The sequence below is a fragment of the Microcoleus sp. D2_18a_D3 genome (assembly GCF_036702455.1).
Lineage (GTDB): Bacteria > Cyanobacteriota > Cyanobacteriia > Cyanobacteriales > Microcoleaceae > Microcoleus.
Map to the genome: position 1 here is coordinate 161,473 of NZ_JAUBTK010000002.1, position 20,491 is coordinate 181,963.

Sequence of the window (20,491 nt, forward strand, 5' to 3'; positions counted from 1 at the left end):
ACCGGACAAAACTGGACAACCAGCTCAAACCAGTAAAGATACAGCCCGGTAAAGTCTGGACTGAGGTTGCGTTAAGAAAGTCATGGCACCCGCAAGATACGCAGCCAGCCCCAGGCTCTGTCGCTGCGATCGCTCAAATTGAATAACAACTTGAATAACCAATCTTTTATTGATCGGGCGTAAAAAATTTTTGCTTGCTGTTGATTAGTAAGGCTTTTGCTGGGTAACATCAAAATTCTCTAACGTGCCTAAAATCGACACAGCGCAAGGTCAAAGTTTTTTATCTGCTTGAAGTCACGATCGTAGGATAAAAAACACTAACCCAATCTATGAGCAGCTTTGGGTAATACAATTTCTCTAAAATGCTGCTACAATGCGGGTCGAGTACCCAATACAATTAGATTCGAGCGGTACAAACTACTGTTGCATTATTTTGGAGAAATGGTATAAGTTTTCCGAAGCAGCGACCAGTGAGGCGACGAGTCAGTTTGGTACGAGTACCGCGCCCCAAAACTGAATTCAACAGCCGACAAGTTTCAAACCCCCATCGATCTAAAATCTCCAATCTCAAATGCGATCGACTTCACTCAGCGATATCCAATAGAGCGAGCAATTTAGTCTCTATTTCCGGGCTGACAGTCCGCTGACCACGCTCTATCTGAGCAATCAGCGACTGTGAAACCCCCAACCAACCAGCTAATTTTCTCTGAGTCCACCCCTTACCTTCACGGGCTTTTCGCACGGAAGCACCTGCTATCGAGAGTGGTTTTGCCGAAGCGCGCTTTAATTGTTTGGGTTGGGTCTTCTTTGAGATTAAAAGTGGGATGGGTTCTGGCTGAAGGATGGTAATTTTGGCCGCCAGCCAGCATTCCAGGTAGCCTTTTGGGTTTCTTTCTTTGTTCTCAGGCTGAAGTTTATCTGGATAAGTTTCCGGGTCAAATTCTATTTGCCACTCCAGATTCATTAATAGTTTTAAGGCACTATCCCAGCTCTGCTTTAATTTGTAGGCTTTGCGATTATCGCTGCGAGCTGAGTCAATTTGTGGAGATGGTAAAATCGCTTTTAGTAGCGTTAAAACTCGGTATTCACCACTGGCGTGAAATCGGCTTTCTATGGTGACATGAATTGCTAGTCTTAAGGCAAATTCGTTATGGTACGGATCGATTCTCAGCACTTGCTGGGAAAGATAGCCAAACTGATATAACGCTTCTCTCGACTTGGCTCCAGCTCGGTTCAAAAAATCCTGAGTCCACAATCCGGGTTGGACTGTGATGTAGATTTCATGGGGGTTGTCTATCTTACCTTCAAAATTTAACTGACCTTGGGGTTTGATGTAGACATTCCACATTCTCCCTACAGGAGCACTAGCTATAATTTGCCCTTTCTTGTTCATTCCCTCAATCCAAACAGCTTTGACCAACAAACAATCAAGGGCAAATGCTGTATTAGCAATCTCTAGCAGTTTTTCTATTTGAGTTTTTTTGTGATTTTTATCCCATCCCATTTCCTTAACAATATCGCTGGCTTTTAGTGTAAAGCTGCTGTGCCAAGGAGTCTCTTGTTTCATGGTGTGAGCTGCAAAAATAATGTGCAATTTTGCGCTGGTAAACCCAAACTTATCAATGATTTGCTGGGCTTCGTTCCAAGGCAGCAGGGTAATGTCACCTGGGCTGGAAATGTAATGCTCGATATAATTGTTTGAGTTACCCTTTGCTTCATGTTGAAAAACAGCAATACTGCTGGCAGCTTCATACCACAAATCAGGTCGGATCTGCGCGCGGAGACTGGAAGCCATCAGAGCTGCTGTTGGAACAGCTTCTACAGATTTATTCTTGAATAATGGGGGTTCGGTTACTGGAATTGGAAGGGGTGCAAGTTCTAAGATTTTTGCCAACTGAGCTGCTGATAGATTTTGTATATTTATTTGTTGTAGTAATTCATCGGCAGCATGATATCCACACGCACTAATTATCTGAGATTCTGTCCGGGATTCGGATTTGGGTAAGGATGCGTCAGGGTGAAAAGCGATCGTTCCAGGCAGAATATCCGATAGGTTTTCTCCTCGCTCGCAGATATCTAATTGATTCAGTATCCACTCTGCATTCTTTTCCAGAAAATCAGATATAAAGTATTTCTCGAATGTTTTTTCAATAGTTCCTAATAATTGTGGGGTGATTTTTAAATCGCGATACGGTAAGTGTTTTATTCCACTGTTTTGAGATATAATTGTTTTCAAAACATGATGCAATCGGGTAGCAATATTCACTAATATTGAAGATAGGAGTTTACCTTCTCTACCTAGTTTGAGAGCGTATTGTTGGATGCGATCGCGGTCTCTCATAAGGACAATGTGTTTTCAGGTTGCCACATATATCGAATCAAGCAAGATTTAACCCGCCGACTATTAATGGTAAAATCCTCAAGGCGATCGGTGCTTGCTACAACCAACAAAAAGCTGTTTTGCGATCGAAATTACCGTCAGACAGAACAACTTATCAAAAAATTCAAAAACTGACTCACAAGCTTGCATTGCCTCATGGATAACTACCTCCACAATGCAATTCGTTTATTATAGATTGTCTGGCAGCTAATCAGATCGAAGGCGATCGATAAAAACGATGGGTAGAAACAGTCGATCGATTTCAGCAGACAGCCCCATCGAAACTTTGTTGTTATACCAAATTCATAAAATATCGCTAAATATCTACCCCCTCAACTCCCCCGTTCGAGGGGAGGAGTTAGAACTGCCTCTGTAGCAGAAATTTATGAAATTGGTATTATTCCCCACCATTTTGTTTCAAAACCGCCTCAATTTCCGCCAGCTTTTGGCGCAAAACCTCCTGCAACTCCACCAGTTGTTCAACCTCAGCTTGCTCCAACACTTGCGGTGACAGCTTTTTCAAATTCCCGGTTGCCAACTTGACCTGCTTGAACGGGCGGGCTGCTCCTGGGAAATCATCCAGAGTGGAACTGATAATTTCTTGCACCAATTTACGAGTTTGGGTCACTGACAATTTATCGGCAATAACTTGATTAGTTGTTTTAACTCTAATCGGCAGCGCTTCTTCCTCTGGCAAGACTAAATTTTTAGCAGAGAGTTTAGAAAGAGCCATTGCATGAACCCCTTTAAGTCCTAATTGCCTGATAGCAGTCTTAAGGTCATCAGCCAAAGACAGCATCGGGAAAATGTTGGCATCGATAGAAGCGGGATTGAGCTGCAAATCCAACAGTGTCCGCAAAACGGCCAACTCTTGTTCATCCAAACCCAAAGCGGCCAAACCCTGTTGCTGCTCGTCAGGTGCCACCGTCACCAACTCGGAAACCAAGTTCATCCGTTTTTGCGCGTTCAAGCGTCGCACCACTGTCGAGAGAATGCGGGGGATAGTTGCAGCTTCCAAACCCGTATTTTCAGACAACTCCCGCACAATAGCTTCTGCTTTATCGAGGGGATTGAGATCTTCCCGGTGCAGGGAAGTCAGCAGTGCTTTGCGGTGCAAAGCCGCGGGTTCTGGAACGATCACAGCTTGTAAAGTTTCCCAGCCCAGATTTTTAGCGCTGCGCCAGCGCCGCTCTCCATCGAATATCACCAAATCCCCCCGTTGAATCAAGATAATGGGTTGCAGTTGTCCGTCACTAGCAAGGGAACGGGACATGGACTCGATACTTTCCGGCAAAAATGTCTGTCTGGGTTGTTCAGGATTAGGCTGAATTTGGTCTAGTGAAATGGAGAGGATACCGCTGGCGGATTCTAGTTGTTCTCGCAGTGCAGTCAATTGAGATTCCAATTCCGTTGAACCCGATTTTCGCAGTTCTTCAATTTCTGCTTTGAGTTCCTGAATCTCGGATTCAGCTTCAGAGAGGTGCATTGACTGCTTGGCGGATGAAAAATAATTTCCCAAGTCGGGAGCTTTACGGGTGGCCATAGCGATTTTAGATTTTAAATTGGGGATTGGAAGAAGTCAGTTCATGGCTATAAGCCAAAAACGAAGGATTCGTTTTCGCCGGCGCAAGTTGTGACTGTGAATCAAACACTATTTCTTTTTTTTTCCTTTTTTGGCAATAGCCGGAGCAACTCCATTTCCCATTAAAGTAGCTAGGTGCTTAACAATTTCTTTGAAGTCGCCTAAAGCTGGGTGAAGCGGGCGATAAAGGTGTAATGGCAACCCTTGACCGCTGGCATTAACAAATTCTGCACTGTCCCGAATAGGTGGAAAAACGCGGATATTCATCTGCTCTAGCTGGGCTGGCAAGGACTCTAAAAGTTGTCGGTGGACGGCTCGTTTCGTATCGTATTGGTTGGGTACAAACCCTAAGATTTCTGGTTGCGGCTTGAGGCGTAATTGTTTGCAATGGTGGTAGTACCACTCCAGCAGGTGAGCTGCTCCTTGAATTGATTTTGGTTCGAGCTGTACGGGCACTATTATATGAGTGCAAGCAGTTAGTGCCATCAAGGGCAAGGGGCCGAGGGTAGCGGGGCAGTCGAAGATAATTAGGTCGTGATCCATTGGATAGTCACTCAGGCAATCGCCCAGAAGATAAGCGCCACGCTTGTGCAGAACTAACTCGTCTGCTGTTTGCGTCAGCGTCATTCCGCCTTGACAAACGGTTATATTATTGGTGTGGGAACTCCAGCCTTGAGTAAGAGGCCAAGAGCCATTGAAGCTTTCTCGCATTATGGCGGACAGTGTGTGTTCTGGCTCTGGCGGATTTAGACCGCAAAAAAGGGTCAGGGAGCCTTGGGGGTCGAGATCCATAATGGCTACTTTCAAACCCCTTAACCCCAGTTCGTAGGCGAGGTGAACTGAAAGTGTGGTTTTGCCAGTGCCGCCAGCATTGCTGATGACTGCTAGTCGAATTTGCATGGTTTTGAATTAAGTAGATGATTTAAGTATGATATATCGAGAGTCGGCATCAGATATCGATATATGAGAGGGCATCGCCGCTAACCACCGTTCTGCCTTACGTTGATCCAGCAAGTTAATATTTAGTCTGACGAGTAGATTATCGTCAAGTTTAGTACGGGGAAGATTGTTGAAAAGAATTTAAGTTCGATCGCTAGACTGAAACACGGAACGTCATATATCGATATCTGAGGTATGGGATCTAACCGCCGAGTTAACTTCGATCGCAGTCTTGCGACGGTGCGAGCGTACAATGTACTAGGGAACTTCAAAGGCACGGAAGGGTTGGGCGAGTCAACTGAACAATTTGCATTAAAATACCTAGAATTAGTTGAATGTTTTCAATAAAATGCTCTGTTGTTTCAATATAAACCGTCCTATCTTCTAGTTTCATGAACCTCCAGATACTGCCTGTTGTCACTGCACCATAAACACAGGAAATGCTGTTATCTTTTTGAATATTAAAAATCTGGGCTGCCAACATTTCTGCAATGCACTGGGCAATTCCCGATTTGATATTGTCATTCTTGGCTTCGACAAGTGTAAACACGGGAGCATTTAAAGATAATTGTTCTGGTGAATGACTAATCATAAAGTCACAAATGCCATTCAGTCCTTTGACTCGATCAATATTAAATTCCGTACCGGAAAAGAGGCTGATTTGACGATCGCACCGCCTGCGGAGTTCAATCAATACCGGAGCGACTATCATCTCCGATCGCGCTTTTTCCGTGTCAATTCCCAAGGCTAAGGGAATATTTTCGGCTAAGGTTTCCTTTAAAAGCTGACTGGGTGCGATCGGTTCTACAGCCGTAAAGACTTCAGATACTTCTCTAATTGTTAAGCCGAGTTTATGCTTAATATCATCTAGGGAAAATTCGCTATAAGACATAATAGTTGCACCTTTCACTCCGTCGCTCTAATTTTATATTTAGATCGCGTTCGTTAAGCCAGGAAGCTATTCATAGCTTTGTCCCGATTTTGGTAGGTTTTTACGAACGGATGTTCCCAACAGATATGACCAATAATAACCTTTGTTCCCGATCCCAGCTCGCTCTGAATCTCCAACTGAGCGCTAATCTGCTCGACCCGCTGCCACATTCCACCCAGACCAAATCCGCTGACTTGCTACTGCGGATCGAACCCGCATCTGTCGTTACGTACAGACAGGTACAGCCGATAGCATGGAGTAAACAATCAAGTGAGCGTGAGTTTTTAGCAGATTATCGGCTGTACCTCTGCTCGGCATTGCTCTGTCAAATCGTGCTGCTCTGAACAAAATCGTCCTAATGCTTTGCGATCTACCGAACGTCATATATCAATATCTGAGGTACGAACTCTAAAAACCGAGTTAACTTTGATCGCAGTCTTGGGATTTGGTGATCGTACAATCTGCCGAACGTCATATATCGATATCTGAGGTACAGACTCTCACCGCAGAGTTGATTTTGATCGCAGTCTTGGGATTTGGCGCTCGTACAATCTGCCGAACGTCATATATCGATATCTGAGGTAGGGTTGTAAACACCCGTCAACTTTGATCGCTATCTTGGGATGGTGAGTTCGCCTAATCTACCGAAATGCACTCGGTGAACGTCATATATCGATATCTGAGGTACGATTCTCAAAACCGAGTTAACTTTGAGAATAGTCTTGGGATTTGGCGATAGACTAAGGTTGAACTTCATATATTGATATCTGAGGTACGAATCTAAAAACCGAGTTAACTTTGATCGCAGTCTTGGGATTTTGCGCTCGTACAATCGGCCGAAATGCAATTCTGAGTCAAATCGCTGATAATATCTAAACTCATATTTTCCACTAACTTGGTCAAAGCCCCAGCAATTTGTTTCTGGGAGCGAGGAATTCGCTCAATCAACAGCCTTACCGCTTGCTCGTCTCCACAAGCGGCTGCTTTATAAAGCTTCTTAATCGACTCCCTCGGCAACACAGACAGCGACTCAGAAGTCAGTTGCACAACAGGCTCATCCTGTTCGGACTTCCTAGACGACTCCTCTTCATAGATATAGCGAACTCCCAAATGAAGCGCCATCTTCTCAAAAATTACTGTTTCTCGGAACGGTTTGGCAACAAAGTCATCGAAGCCATTCGACAAAGCGAGTTTCTTGGTTTCAACAAACGCATTAGCGCTCAAAGCAATAATTTTTGTATTGGAGCCGTCAGGCAGAGAACGAATTTTTCGAGCAGCTTGAAAGCCGTCTAAAAGCGGCATTTTCAAATCCATCCAAATTAAATCCGGCTTGTACTTTTGCCACAATTTAACAGCCTCAGTTCCGTTATCCGCAAACCACAAAAGAAAGCCGGCTGACTTCAATATCTGAGTTAGTAGCAACCGATTTGCCGACTCATCGTCCGCTACCAGAATGCGATAATTTTGTTGGTTGGGTGCCAGTCCATTCACTTGTTTTTGAGGCTGGATGTCACGGACTTCGCTCTGTGTTGCACGACTCACTTTAATGTAAAAACTGAAAACCGTTCCTTTCCCCACAGAACTTTTGACCTTGATATCGCCACCCATCAGCTTGACGAAAGAGCGGCTGATGGGCAATCCCAAGCCCGTTCCCGTTTGTGATTTCCTGCCAGTTTCAGTTTGGACGAACGGCTTGAACAAACGGCTAATCTCTTCAGGGGCAATACCAGGGCCTGTATCCTTCACTGAGAACTGGAGAAAGAATTTGGGTAACGGTTTTTTTGCCAGCGGCTGAAGGCATTTTACAGTCAGCTTCACCCTACCCGCCTCAGTAAATTTAACAGCATTACCCAACAGATTAATCAAAACTTGGCGCAGCTTGCTTTCATCAGTTCGGACGTATTGCGGTACATCTTTCCGGAGTTCAAAAACAAGTTGCAATCCCGACGACTGAGCTTTGAGTTGGAACATCCGTTCTATGTCCTTGAGCAAACTGTACAAGTCAACAGCAGTTTCTTCGAGGGTGATTTGACCTGCTTCAATTTTGGACAGCGACAAAATATCGTTGATTAGTTTCAACAAATGCTCGCCACTGCGATTGATAATATCTAAACTCGACTGCTGTTCCGGTGCAGTTTTTTTAGAGTTCACAAGCAAGTGAGCAAAACCGATAATCGCATTCAGAGGCGTTCTCAATTCGTGGCTCATGTTAGCCAGAAAGGTACTTTTAGCGCGATTGGCGCTTTCGGCGGCAATTTTAGCTTGTTTTAGTTCCTTCGTTGTCTGTGCAACTTGCCGCTTTAAATCGCCGGAATATTCTTCTAGCCGCTGGCGAGATGCTTTTAACTGGCAATTCATGCGCTCGAAAGCACAGGCTAGGGCTTCGAGTTCGGCAACGCCGCTACCTGAAACTGTTGAGTCGAAGTCGCCGCCAGCTATCGCCTCTGTTGCCGAAATTAACCGCAGCAGCCGCTGTTCTATTCTTAGGGAAATGGACAGCAAAAGGCAGATAGAAAGAATCAAAGCCAGCAGCACGAGCAAAATAGTGTTGCGAGTATTGGCCTGAACTTTTTCCGTGAAGTCCGTTTCGGGTACAACTGCCACAATCAGCCAATTTAAGCCTTTCGAGTTTTCAAAAGGTCTGACTTGCAGCAAGTATAATGAGTTGCTGGCAGTAAAGTTAAGATTTTGGCTGCTGTTAATAGCAGCGAGGCTGCCATAATGTTTAAGCAAATACTCTGTGGAAAGCTGGATTACTTTTTGTTGCAGAGCTTGGGCGCGAATTCGCTGCTGGGAGTCAACAGAAATAGACGGTTTTAGTTCAGTTACCTCGTTCCAAGCAACTAAGTGTCCCGAACGGTCTAAGATAAAGGCTTGACAGTTAGGGCTGATGTGGAAATCGTGCAAGTTGAATGTTGAGGTTGGGGTGGGAAAAGCAGGATTTGTTTTTTGTTGAGGCAATATTGTTTTTGGAGAGTCTGACCCATTTCTTTTCCCATTTGGTTTGATTGTGACTCCGGCTGTTTGACTTGGGCGAAGTTGGTTTACCGAACCAGTTTGCATTTTTTTATAAGTCCCTTCTCCTTTCCCAACCCCAACCCCTTCTTTTAAGTAGTTGTCAAGGCGGTCAGAGATGCGGCTCGTTGCTTCTCCCAATAGCTGTGCAACTAAGTCATTCATTGTCTGCCGCCCTGTTTGAAAAGAAAGCCATCCGGTCAGACATAGTAAAGTCGAAATCAGGAGAGCGTTGGGGACTGTAAGCACAACGCGCAGCGGGAGGGCAGACTTTTTTTGAACTGAGCTTTTTGGGCGGAACATTGGTTAAAAAAAGGGAGTGCGAATGAGGGAAAAAACGTTCTTCCGAGAAAGTATTACTGCCGAACCGTTCAAAAAATACCTATTTAAGATGTCTTTTCAAAACTGATAACTCAGCTTTGCGTTGAGTAGGAAGTAAAAGAGTTATCCCCTCTCACTCACCATCCCTGCTCACTCTCATTATGCTGTTTCACTAATTGCTATTATTAATAGCGCAGCTTCAAAGCAATCAGAATCAGTCAAAAGCCATAAGTTCTCAGAGCGAGCGGTTAGTGACACAGGCTCCAACCTGACTCAGCGCGGGCAGTATTGAGGAGAGGATTCGCATCTCAACTTTTCGATAATCGGATGGGTAATAGGAAGTTAGGAGACAGTCAGTCAAATTCTCTCCCACTCCCTATTCCCTACTCCCCATTCCCCATTCCCGTTACCTATTCCCGCAGCTCCGGCTCCAATCAAAAAGCAGAGCGACTTTTAAGAAGCCGAGTAGTTCGGGCTGTTGGCGGTTGTCGCTGTTGAAATCTTGTTCCAGGGTAGTTCAATTCTTCTCGTGCAATGCGGCTCAGCTCGACAATCACAGACAAGTCTACTCCGGCTCGTGCAGCAGCATCTGCCGCCGATAGATTCTGATTTCTTACCAGAGCTAAAAATTGCCGCACGCTGTAGACTACTGGGTCGTTGGCTGCTGTGTAGCCTTTTTGAATGGCAATCAGCAATCCTTTTTCGACATCTGATACTGCGGGGGCGCGACCTCTATCAACGTTCACAGTCGGCTCCATTCTTGGGGTGAGGGGAGCGATGCGAATTCCTAAGTGTTCTGGTTCTTTGTTGGTAGGAACGATGTTGAAGTTGTAAAGTCGCTGTTTCCCTTTTGAATCTACAGTTTTGATTGAAAGGTTAGTGATGGTAGCTGTGGTAGCTCCCGGAAAATTGAGCGCTTGAATGGGACGCAAGAAAACAGTTTTGGCTTGGCCGCTTGCCAACTGTGCATCGGTGCTGAAAACTATTTTTGAGGGGTCGGCAATTAAAACGTAGGCGAGAGCTTCATCGGTTGAGCTGAAGTCGATCGCACTCGCGCGACCGGGATAGACTAAAATATCGATCGCACTATTGACGGCAATATCTCGACCCACAGTTTGATAGCCTGTTACTCTTGATTGAGCAAAAGCACAGTTGGGGTAGCTTGCAGTAGCGAACACTGCTGTGAACAAAAGCCCTCCGAGGGAAAGCATTCTTGGGGATTGGATGCGATTCGTCATGGCAGTTATTCGTTGATGTGGAGAAAATTGTTGACAGTAGAAACGGGGATTTCCTTTACTAATCGCCGCAGTCGCGTTGGGGCGACTTAACCGTTTACCGACGGTTTGGTTATCGGTAAATGTTGAGAAAGCTGTTAACAGTAATAGAAACCGGGGTTCCTTTATTAACCACAGCTACATTGGGGCGGTTTAAAAGTTCTTCAGTTGCTCTATCTGAGCGGCTTTCCATCCGTTTTGCCAGGGGGCTGAAGAAGCCATCGAGGACGGCTGACCAAATTTGGGGGTCTCGACTTTCAACGGTGGTTGTACTGCTCCCAAACCTACCGCTAATACTGCTAGAGCTCCTGACTTTAGGGTCTGCGAACACTTGACCGACTCGTCCAACTCCCGACAGCACTGCGGTAAGGATATCCTGTCCGGCAATATCTGAACCTGGGTCGAAGTAGCCTGAAGCAATCAGCGGCTGTCCGCCCTCTCCTGCAATCAAAATTGCGCCTTCTGGAATGGGCTGCTGTTTAATCTGACCGTTTCTATCAGAGTAGACGAGCGCCACAGCAGTAGCTTGTACCATGCGATTGGTCTTGCTGACGGTGCTGGCTTTGGCAATGACAACCGTGCCCGCAGGAAAGGCAATAGAGCCGTCAGTTGCCGTTACGTCGGCTGTGAGAGTGACGGCAAATTTGTCGTAAAGCTGTTTGCCTGAGCCTTCATCCCACAGCAGGGGAACCGAAACTACGCCGTTGGCTGTGGTTCCAAGGGGAACCTGAGCTGTTTGGGAGGTTGAGGAACTTTGGGGCGTGCGGTTGAGAATGCCTTTTGCCCCTGGGGAGTTTACTTGTTCCAGAGTTGGGGAATTTGTTAAGGCAGAAGCCTCTGGAGCAGCTTCTGGGGAAAGGGTTTGAAATTCTGTATCAGGCAAGGATGTTCGGCTCGCGCTCAGTCGAGCCGCAGTCTCGATTGGGCTATCGGTAGAATCGGAACTTGTTTGGGGAGAAAGGGCAGCCGGAGTTAATTGGTTGGTGGGGTTTTGGGAGTTGTCGGTGGTTTCGAGGCTGTCCTCTCCTGCGGGAAACTCCGGGTGTAGCCTTTCCCCGGTGGCGTTATTTGGGCGGTTATAAAATTCTTGTGGGATTTGTTCCAAAGAAACGTATGAGGGTTGCAACTTTTGGTTGCCGATATTGACTGTTAGGAATTCACTTGTTGGAGTTGGGTTCGTACTAGCGGCGGCGGTAGCACTTGTTGTCGCTGGAGTGCTTGGTGTTGCACTCACGGCATTCGCTATTCGGTTAGGGTCAAAATTTCCCCTAATTTGTCCGAGTTGAGCGAGTTGGTTCCACCGCTCAAACGGGTCGATTTTTTCTTCTCTTGGAGTTGGAATTAAAGGTGGGGGTATTAACGGTTTGGGTATGGGGGCTGGTGGGGGCGCGGGTGTTCTTTGCGGTATGGGTGCGGGTACTGTTACCGTCCGCACTACTGTTCTGGGTGCGGGTAGGGGTTCGCGTAGAGGAGTAGGTGGCGGTGCAGCGCTCCGGGTAGCGACTAGACGCGGAGTTCGCGGATTTCGTGGGGCTCTTGACGGTTTGGGCGACGGTTCTGTTTTGGGTTTTGCGGTTTTTTGCGGTTTTTCGGCTAACAGTTTTTGTTGGTCTTGGTAAGCTAATTTAGCCAGCAACTCCGGTTTTTCATCTTTAATGGTGCCAGAAGAGCTTTCTTTTGGTGTTGATTGTGCGATAGGTTCGCGAGGTGATTTAGGCTTGATAAATTGCCAAATCAGCAGTCCTAGCAATAGTATTCCACCAGTCAATAGCAGTATTGTCACTGCTCTAGGAACGCCTCTTTCGGAAACAGGCGGGGGCAGTGGTCTTTCCTCATCTTGAGCGAGTTGATATTGAGTTTCAAGTGTTAGGGGTGCATTGGGGTCAAAGTTAGCAATGAAGTTCTCGTCAATGTCATCGTCAGAAGGGGAAGGATTTGGAGAAGGGGAAATAGGGAAATTGATGTTGCCGTCATCATTGTTTAGGGTAGATTCACTTGATGCACTTGCATGATTCATATTGGCTGTAGTGGTGAACTTACTATTATCAGGACTGGTATTAATTGAATTGTGGGTTGATATATTTGTTTGGTTAGTCATGGCTTTATGATGAATTGAATGTGTTGTGTTTAACCGTACAAGAAAAAGAAAAACTAGAATACTTCAAGCAAAGGGATGGAACATACTAAATGTTTAATTTATTTAGTTTTTACGGAAGGTTTTTAAATTTACCGACTTGCCGGTTCGTCCCCTCTCCATGTCTCTTTCCTCTTCTATGGTTTGAATTCGACTATTCGGGAAATTTCTAATCCGGCTGCTCTCAAAGAGTGAATAGTCTTCTCTAATTCATTAGCGTTTTCTTTGAGAGGGGATTTGGGAATTTCTACGGCTTTGACGGTGAAGGTTCGATTAAACTGTTCTCGGCTTTCTCCAATGCCTTGTTCCAGCACGACGCGAGTAGCAATTACATCTATTTCCCAAACTCCTCTTTTTATTTCTCTCGGTTCTGAGATGTGAGAGATATAGACTCCAGAGCGGGTTTTTCCTGAATAGATGGTGTTGGGAACGAGTTGGGCGAGTTCGACAAGGGAAGCTTTACCAAACTCTGATTCCATCATCAACGAACCCATCCAAGCAGTTGTAGGAACTTTGGCACTGCCTTTAACTTTAATGCCGGGGTCTGGATCATTTGTGCCAGGAATTTTGCCTGACCAAGCCCAGGTTAAATTGACCCAACTGGATACGAAAGTTTGGATAATTTTCGGCTCTCTGTACAGTTCATCTTGTTCTGCAATTCGTGCTGCGGTTCCGTCTTTTAACTGGACAAAGGTAACTTTTCTTTGAGATAAGGCTCTCAAACTGACTGTATTCACTAAAACAGCAATTGTCAGGAGGAAAACAAAGCTTGTTAGCAGGACAAAGCACAAGGCTAAGGTGTTTTTAGATTCAGGGAGTAAGGGTTGGAATTGTGGAAATTTCATGATTTTATTGGAGGGGGAAGGGGAAGGGAGAGGGAGAGTTGGAGAGTGGGGGAGGGTGGAGAGAGGGAGGAAAAACAAGTGATTATTAGCTTTTATCGCTACTAATTAGTGCTAGTTTTGATTCAACTCAAAAAAGCGAAAATCTATGCTTCCTTCCCCTTCCCCTAGATCAGTTTTCCGGCAATAACGCCGATCGCGTTACTGGCAATATCTGTAAGCTGTTTGGTGCTATTGGCGATCGCACTGTACAAAGCAGTTCCTCCACCCTTGGCTATTAACACGGCAAGAATGGGAGAAAACACAGCTAAAAAGAATAAAAAGGCGATATCTGTAACTAACTCTGCATCGGATTTGACAATCACTACAGCGACTAAGCCAACGACGATGTTGTAGCCCAATTGCACTCCAAATAACGACATAAACCCTATTAACCAAGCCCAGATTGGTTTTCCTTGCAGCGGCAGCAGCGACAAGCCCATTGCAATCGGCCCGAATAGAGCTGTTAGCAACAATGCTGCTTCTAAAATATTGACAAATGCCCACTGTACTGATCTAAGAATTAAGCGAATGATGGGCAAGACAGTAGACCTAAAAACTTGTCCTGCAAAATCGCCATTTCCTATATCTTGAAGATTGGCAACATTGCCTAAGTTTTCAACAAACCGCTGCAAGCTTTTGAGGGGGCCTCCATTTTGCTGTTCCGCTGCCTGAAGGATTTGTTGAGCTGGCTGTTTTTTGCTGTTCCAGCATTCCACTAAAGCTGATCCAACTTTGCCCTGACATTCGCTGTAGAGTTTTTCAATCTCTTCTTTGCCAGCACTGGTAAGGTTAACGTCGCTCAGGGCAGTTCTGAAGGTCATTTCTCCGACTTGAATCTTCATAATTTCTTGCACTTGAGTGCTGCCTACAGCTTTGATGAATTTGACGCTTTCAGCTAAGACTTTACCGTTGTTACTGAGAAATACTACAATCACAAGCGGCCAGATAAACATGGCTACTAGCTCTGACCAAGACTGTTTTTCGATGATTTCTTTGCCACTGGTGACAGCGAGGTAAGTAACAGATATTCCCGCCAGAATTAGTCCTAGTTTGACTAAGGCAATCCAGAGAGAGGATTCTTGAGTATTGAAGGTGTTAAACCAAACTAAATTCCAGGATTCGACAGTTTTTTGAGAGACTTCTATGGCATCAGATAGAGTGTCCAGGGCTTGTCCTGCTGTGCTAGTTTGGGCAATAAATTGTATAAACATTGCGGTATCTCCTTACGGTGATTTCAGTCTTCGTTTGCCCCTAGAGCGATGCCTCCCGGCATTTGAAACAATCCAGCTTGAGTAGAAGAAGCGGTAGCCGCCGCAGCATCCTGCCGTCTCTGGGCTGTGTTAATTTCGTTGAGTTCTTCAGCTTGTTGAGCATTGAGAATGTTGGCAAAACTGCGATCGATTTGAGCTTGCTGGCCCTGCATGACTAAGGCACTTTGATTTTCTGCTGATAAGGCTGCTTGCTTAGCTGCGATCGCACTTTGTTGAGATATGTTTCTCATAATGTTCTGGGTGACATCTTGACCTTCGGAATCAGCACCCAATTCCATTGAATTTTGGCTCTCGCGATTAGTTTGCTCTACGTTCTGCTGGACAATTTCTTTCATCTGAGCTTGCTTTTGTTGAGCTTCTTTACTGAGAGTGGCTTTATTGGCTTCACTGACAGCACTTTCTCTTTCTGCGAGTTCTGCGGTATTCTCTTTGAGGCTGTAAGAATCTTGCGGTCTCTTCTCTAAAGCAGCGGATAGTTTTGTCCCTTCACTTTCGGAGGTGTTGCCGTCCATTATGCTTTTAACTGCTTCTTTTAGGTCTGGAACTTTCAGTTCTCCCAGGAATGAAGAGAGGGTTGACTCTATTTCACTGCTGAATTCTTCGACTTTATTTAACAAATTGTCCCAGATGCCTGAGATGCTGTCGGAGATGGTGGAGATGGTATCTGAAATTTCGCCTGTTATGCCGTTAATTGTGTTTTCTATACCTCCTATTTCTTTCGGGTTGCTCAAGAAGTTATTAGCTGATTGTTGGATTTGGCTTTCTATTTGTTGATTGGGAACTGTGAAGCTAGAGCGGTTGAAAGTGCTGCTGTTAGGATTGTTTGAGGTGGGAAGCTGTGTAGCAGTCGGATTGCTGTCAGAGGTTTGAGCTTTTGCTTCAACAGAATTTAGTATTAAGCTCAGCCAAATTGCAGGAATGCCGAGGGCAAGTTTGACAAGAAATTTCGGTGATTTCATCGGTTTTTCTCCGTCTAGCTAGCAATAAGGTCTTGATGAGATTTGTGTTCCTTGATATCTGTGACTGCATTCTTGCCAATATTGGCTAATGAACGTCCCTCTTTAACGGCTTCTACATATTCAGAGGCAAATTGTTTGAGTGCTAGCAGTTGCCCTTTTAACGTATTGGGATATTGAGCCATCACTCGTGCGCGAGCCATCAATTCAGCTTGATTGTTAGCCACACTTGCTAATATCATTTCGCCTGGATAGTATCGGCTTTGCCAGAAACGACCTCCTTTTTCAATTAGCCAATTTGAATAAAGGTCGGCAGCTCTGGGAAGGAAAGCTTCTGTCGCGTTTTGGCTAATAATTTCAGCCGGATATGCCAAACGTTTGATCCAAGAAGTGGCTCCGTTTGATGTCAATCTTCCGGTAATTCGATACACCATGTTTTGCATAATCATAGTTCCCGCACTACAATCGCAAATACTGTCGATATCTTGGGATAGCAAGAGCACTGAAATGCCATTCTTTCTACCCACTGCACAGAGTTCGCCTACTACTTCAGCAAATCCATCTTTTTTAAACAAAATCGAAAGTTCGTCTCCGATAAATAGGCTTTTAGGGTGAGAAAGTGCGTTGCGGATGCAAGCAGCGTGGGCGTTAATGGCCATTAAATACTGGTCTTGTTCGTTACCCAAACCGCTAAGGGCAAAAAACTTAACAGCGGGTTCGGGTGAAAATGTACTCGGTCTGCCAATTGCTTTCCCTAAAGGTGAGGCTAGTAATGCGTTGCATTGAGTGATAATTTGGTTGATGGCAATGCGGTCGAAGTCGGTAAAGTTTGGCAGATTTAGTTGCTCTTTTGTGCAGAATTTCAGGAGGTTTGTGAGGGTTGGCATTTCTTGCCATTCGGGAGATTTCCAGCCTTTTTCAAAGGCAGTATTGTAGCGCTCGATAATTTCTGGGTCTTCCAGAAATTTTTTCAGAGTTAGCAGCAAAATGGCATCGACTCGCTGCGCTAATTTTGGGTCGCGGACTTTACCCATGCTGATAATAGTCAGCGCTTTTCTGATAAACTCTTTCCATTGGTCTAGTCGGCGCGATCGCTCTTCTCTGTCAAAACGCCTCAAATCGGGTATTTCGAGTAGATTCGAGCTGCCAGAGGTGATGTCGTAGTACGCACCGTCGTCGCCTAACAGTTTCACTGCGGTCTCAAAGGTACTGCCGCTTCCTGCTGAGATGTCCATACCGACTACTGGAATATTAGCGGCTAAAGCATCGACCGCAAATCGCCATCCTACAACGCTTTTACCGCAACCGGATTCACCTGTAATAACGGCGCGGCTGGTTTGGTTGTGCATGAGGTCAACGTACACGGGTTTGCCGCCTTTGGTAATGAATTCAACTCCTTTTGAGTCGATGTCCCTTACAGCAGTTAAGGGCAAAATACCGGGGACAGTTTCGGTGTCTAAGGTGAGGCGGCGTTCGTTAATTAGCGAACTGCTGTGCAGCAGCCAGCTTACAGTAATGGGCAAAGTTTCTAGCCACAGTTGCCAAGCAATGTTGCGCTCTCTTAATACCTTGGCAGAGCCGAAGCTGTGGGAGAGCATTTGGCAAGCGTGTGTTAGTTGCTCCGGTGTTGGTCGGTAGACTAAGAAGGTGACAGCAGCGTGAATTGCTCTTGCACCTTTGTACATTTTTTTCTGGGCTTCAAAGGATTCTTCCTGTTTGACTTCTGCTCCTACATCGCGACCTTGACCTTTTTCTAAAGCGCGTTTTTTGGCAGTTTTAGATTGTTTAGCTTGCCTTGCTAAGTTGTCTTGAATAATAAAGTTGGGAGCGGCGCTAATTTCGACAACGGCTTCAGTATCGCGGACGTAGCTGTTGCTCATAATTTTCCAGAGCCATTGCAGTTGCTCTCTGGTATTGAGCCAGCCGCCGGGGCCCTCTTCCATTGTTAGCACGCCGCATTCTGCGTTTCTGCCGGGGAGCAAAATGCGTGAGCTAGCTTTTCTGTGTTCCGGGCAGCTCGAACGGCCGCTCATACCTTCAATTAAAATGGTGCAGGCGTGTTTGTGACTGTTGAGGGTTTCGGTTAGTTTGTAGTCGGACGCGGTTTCTTTTAAGGTGAGAAGTTGGGGAATAGGGGGTACGGGTGCGCTGTTGAATTTTTGCCACAGCCATCCCCACAATGCTTGGGCATTCATGGGTTGAATTTCCAGTCCAATTTTGGTGTTTAGCAAGAGTTCCCACCGGATGTAGCCTTGCTCGAAAGCGTCGAGCAGCAGTTGTTTGTAAAAGCGTTCAGAGTAGATGCGCTGGTTGCCTGTAAATTGTGCAGCAATGCTGTTGGCTGTGTTGATAATTCCATTGATGAATTTACTCAGAGGGTCGTTGGATTTGGAGCCAGATTGAGCGTTGAATGTCCAAGTGCAGAAAATAGTTTGGTTCCACAGTTGTCTGGTGCCTGCTAAGTTGAGTTCTTGAATGCGTTTCTGTTCGTTACGAACGAGTACAGAAATGGGTTTGAGGTGACAGTTGTCAGCCAATTCAGTTAACTGTTGTTGGCGAAGGCAATCGCTGCTGTAGCAGCCGGTGTGAAAGGTCATTTTTTCGCCTGGGGGAATGTCTTTTAGCCCTTCTTCTAAGGCGGTGGCTGCATTGTTTACTTCATGGCGGTAGAGAATGTTGTGAAAGCCAGCCGTCTCGAATCCGAATACAATTTGGTATTGACTGCCTTCATTCAGTAAGTAACCAGAAACTTCTCGACCATCCTTTTGGATAGTGACTAAACACAGGAGGTTTTGGTAGTTTTGGAAGGGCATAAGTCGGCTGTTACCTCCTTGTTGAGTGGGAGCAACTTTGGGTTTAAGTTTGACTCGGACTTGTGAATCGCTGATTCGGTGGCGAATCGGGTTTGGTCGGTGTTGGGGAACGGGAGAAAGGTATAAAAGATTACCGTTGTACCACTCATTCCCCGGCGGAGGTCTAAACCTGTCTACAAAAAGGTGAGGTTTGTTACCTGTCAGGAGCCACCAGCTTACAATTAGCCAGAAAGTAGTGATGAAAAACCAAGGCATTCCTAAGCTGAATAAGCCGTTGGTGAGGAGGTAGGAAATTACGGTGATTAGCATCCAGGGAATTAGCTGTTCCGCTGGAATAATGCCGATGCTGGCTTGTTTGCCGAGAATTTTGTTGACGGAAATAAAGTCTTTATCTGGGTCTTTAAGCATGGTAATAGGGGGAGGGAAAGAGGAGGGGGAGAGTGGGGGAGGGGGAGAGGGGGAGAGTGGGAGATTCGGAGAGGGGGAGAGTGGGAGAGTGGGAGAGGGGATAATAGAAAGCGGAGTTAAGAAATTAGAGCTTGAAATGAACAGAAAACCAATTCAATCCCACCGAGATTTAGAAGTGTATCAGCTTGCATTAGATGTGGCTATGCAGATTTTTGAACTCTCTAAAAAGTTTCCTATTGAGGAACGATATTCATTGACAGATCAAATTCGTCGGTCTTCGCGTTCTGTTTGTGCCAATTTGTCTGAGGCATGGCGTAAACGGCGTTATGAAGGAGCTTTTGTATCCAAATTAAGTGATTCTGAAGCTGAAGCTGCTGAAACTCAAACTTGGATTGAATTCGCTGTTAAATGCAATTACTTGGATGTTCAGGTTGGTAGAGAGCTGTATCAACATTACAATCAAATACTGGGTACACTGGTCAACATGATTAATAACCCTTCTATGTGGCTCCTTCCAGTGTCAAAAAACCATACTAAGAGTCGGTGAACGAAAGAGTGGGAGAGTGGGGGAGTGGGGAGTGGGGGAGAGAGGGAGAGGAGGAGAGGGGGGGAGAGTGGGGGAGGGGAAGAGGGGGAGAGTGAAAGAGTCAAAGAGTGGGAGATTAGAGGTGTGCAGTAAACAGCAAGCTGTTTGAATTTTTAGGTAGATGGCAGTTACATAATCCCTCATTTCTATTCAATTGGGTGAGTATATGTTAGATGTTGAAGCCCTCTAGTTTTTATCGGGTTGTTGCAAGTTTTCAAACTTCTCCCCCTCTCCCCCTCTCCCCCTCTCCCCCTCTCCCATTCTTCCCTAAGCTCCTCCACCTCCGCCATTGCCAACGAACAGAAAAGTTATTACGTCAACGGCAATTACAATGGCAAAGGCTAAGGCAACTTGGGTAACAATTGGTCTCCAGTCATTACCTTGTTGTGCTTGGTTGTAGGCGAAAAGAGAAGCGGCTGCTACTAACAAAAGAAATGCTCCGCGAATTAAGTTGAAAATCAGTTCGATGACTTCGGTATCAATAGCTTCGCCTCCTGCTGAAGAGGCTCCTTCTGCGAGTTCTTGCATAAATTCTTCTAAGCCGGAGAGGAAGAGGGCGTTGGCTGGGGAATCGAGTACGGAGCAAAGCGCAGTAGAGGTGATAATGGCAGTGGCAATGTGCCAAAAGCGAATTTTGCAGCCAATGTATCGCTCTACAATGGGAATAGCTCTAGTGAGATGCCATAAACTCAAAAATACAATGCTGGAGCAGCCTAAAGTCGCAATTAAGAGCGGGTCGTGAATGCTGAAGTAGATGAGTGAGGTTAGGCAAATGCCGAGGAATGGAATGTCGCCCAGTTTGATTTTCTGTTGTTTTAACCAGCGTGATAATGAGTTGCGGTTTCGTTCATTTCTTGTTTGGTCTAAGTAAGTAGCCATGTCACTATCTCGATTAATTTAGTGCTTTAATGCTAATTTAAGTTGCATCTAATCCCTGCAAAATCGCCAAAAAAGGTGATTTTATACAGTGAGAGTGACCCCCTCCAAATGGAGGGTG

14 protein-coding genes are annotated in these 20,491 nt (G+C 45.6%); 2 read left to right on the forward strand and 12 right to left on the reverse strand.

The features are described 5' to 3' along the window. Positions 1-583: 583 nt before the first annotated feature. On the reverse strand, positions 584-2,341 hold the full coding sequence (locus QUB06_RS02210; protein ID WP_333033765.1) for a helix-turn-helix transcriptional regulator: 1,758 nt from the start codon (positions 2,339-2,341) through the stop codon (positions 584-586). A gap of 20 nt (positions 2,342-2,361) precedes the next feature. Here QUB06_RS02210 and QUB06_RS02215 point away from each other — a divergent pair, with 20 nt between their 5' ends. After that, positions 2,362-2,544: a hypothetical protein gene (locus tag QUB06_RS02215; protein ID WP_333151800.1), complete on the forward strand. Its 183-nt coding sequence runs from the start codon at positions 2,362-2,364 to the stop codon at positions 2,542-2,544. Between the two features lie 233 nt (positions 2,545-2,777). Here the strand turns inward: QUB06_RS02215 and QUB06_RS02220 are convergent, their stop codons facing one another. From QUB06_RS02220 to QUB06_RS02265, 10 genes are all read right to left on the reverse strand, one after another. Then, positions 2,778-3,923: a ParB/RepB/Spo0J family partition protein gene (locus QUB06_RS02220; RefSeq protein WP_333151798.1), complete on the reverse strand. Its 1,146-nt coding sequence runs from the start codon at positions 3,921-3,923 to the stop codon at positions 2,778-2,780. Between the two features lie 108 nt (positions 3,924-4,031). Next, positions 4,032-4,862, reverse strand: a complete 831-nt coding sequence (locus tag QUB06_RS02225; RefSeq protein WP_333151796.1) for a ParA family protein — start codon at positions 4,860-4,862, stop codon at positions 4,032-4,034. Positions 4,863-5,169: 307 nt separating this feature from the next. After that, complete coding sequence (locus QUB06_RS02230; RefSeq protein ID WP_333151794.1) at positions 5,170-5,793, reverse strand: hypothetical protein; 624 nt, start codon at positions 5,791-5,793, stop codon at positions 5,170-5,172. 831 nt (positions 5,794-6,624) lie between these two features. Continuing rightward, a complete protein-coding gene (locus QUB06_RS02235) occupies positions 6,625-9,012 on the reverse strand; it encodes an ATP-binding protein (RefSeq protein WP_333151791.1) in 2,388 nt (795 codons plus the stop codon). A gap of 590 nt (positions 9,013-9,602) precedes the next feature. Beyond that, positions 9,603-10,406: a hypothetical protein gene (locus QUB06_RS02240; protein WP_333151789.1), complete on the reverse strand. Its 804-nt coding sequence runs from the start codon at positions 10,404-10,406 to the stop codon at positions 9,603-9,605. 109 nt (positions 10,407-10,515) lie between these two features. Continuing rightward, positions 10,516-12,540, reverse strand: a complete 2,025-nt coding sequence (locus tag QUB06_RS02245) for a hypothetical protein (RefSeq protein WP_333151787.1) — start codon at positions 12,538-12,540, stop codon at positions 10,516-10,518. Between the two features lie 173 nt (positions 12,541-12,713). After that, positions 12,714-13,421, reverse strand: a complete 708-nt coding sequence (locus tag QUB06_RS02250) for a hypothetical protein (protein WP_333151786.1) — start codon at positions 13,419-13,421, stop codon at positions 12,714-12,716. Positions 13,422-13,585: 164 nt separating this feature from the next. Beyond that, a complete protein-coding gene (locus QUB06_RS02255) occupies positions 13,586-14,671 on the reverse strand; it encodes a hypothetical protein (RefSeq protein ID WP_333147365.1) in 1,086 nt (361 codons plus the stop codon). Between the two features lie 23 nt (positions 14,672-14,694). Continuing rightward, on the reverse strand, positions 14,695-15,690 hold the full coding sequence (locus tag QUB06_RS02260) for a hypothetical protein (protein ID WP_333151784.1): 996 nt from the start codon (positions 15,688-15,690) through the stop codon (positions 14,695-14,697). Between the two features lie 14 nt (positions 15,691-15,704). After that, positions 15,705-18,908, reverse strand: coding sequence for a hypothetical protein (locus QUB06_RS02265; protein ID WP_333151782.1), 3,204 nt, complete (start codon positions 18,906-18,908; stop codon positions 15,705-15,707). Between the two features lie 88 nt (positions 18,909-18,996). Here QUB06_RS02265 and QUB06_RS02270 point away from each other — a divergent pair, with 88 nt between their 5' ends. Continuing rightward, positions 18,997-19,455: a four helix bundle protein gene (locus QUB06_RS02270; protein ID WP_333151780.1), complete on the forward strand. Its 459-nt coding sequence runs from the start codon at positions 18,997-18,999 to the stop codon at positions 19,453-19,455. 306 nt (positions 19,456-19,761) lie between these two features. Here QUB06_RS02270 and QUB06_RS02275 read toward each other — a convergent pair whose 3' ends face one another. Beyond that, positions 19,762-20,373, reverse strand: coding sequence for a hypothetical protein (locus QUB06_RS02275; protein WP_333048761.1), 612 nt, complete (start codon positions 20,371-20,373; stop codon positions 19,762-19,764). Positions 20,374-20,491 lie beyond the last annotated feature (118 nt).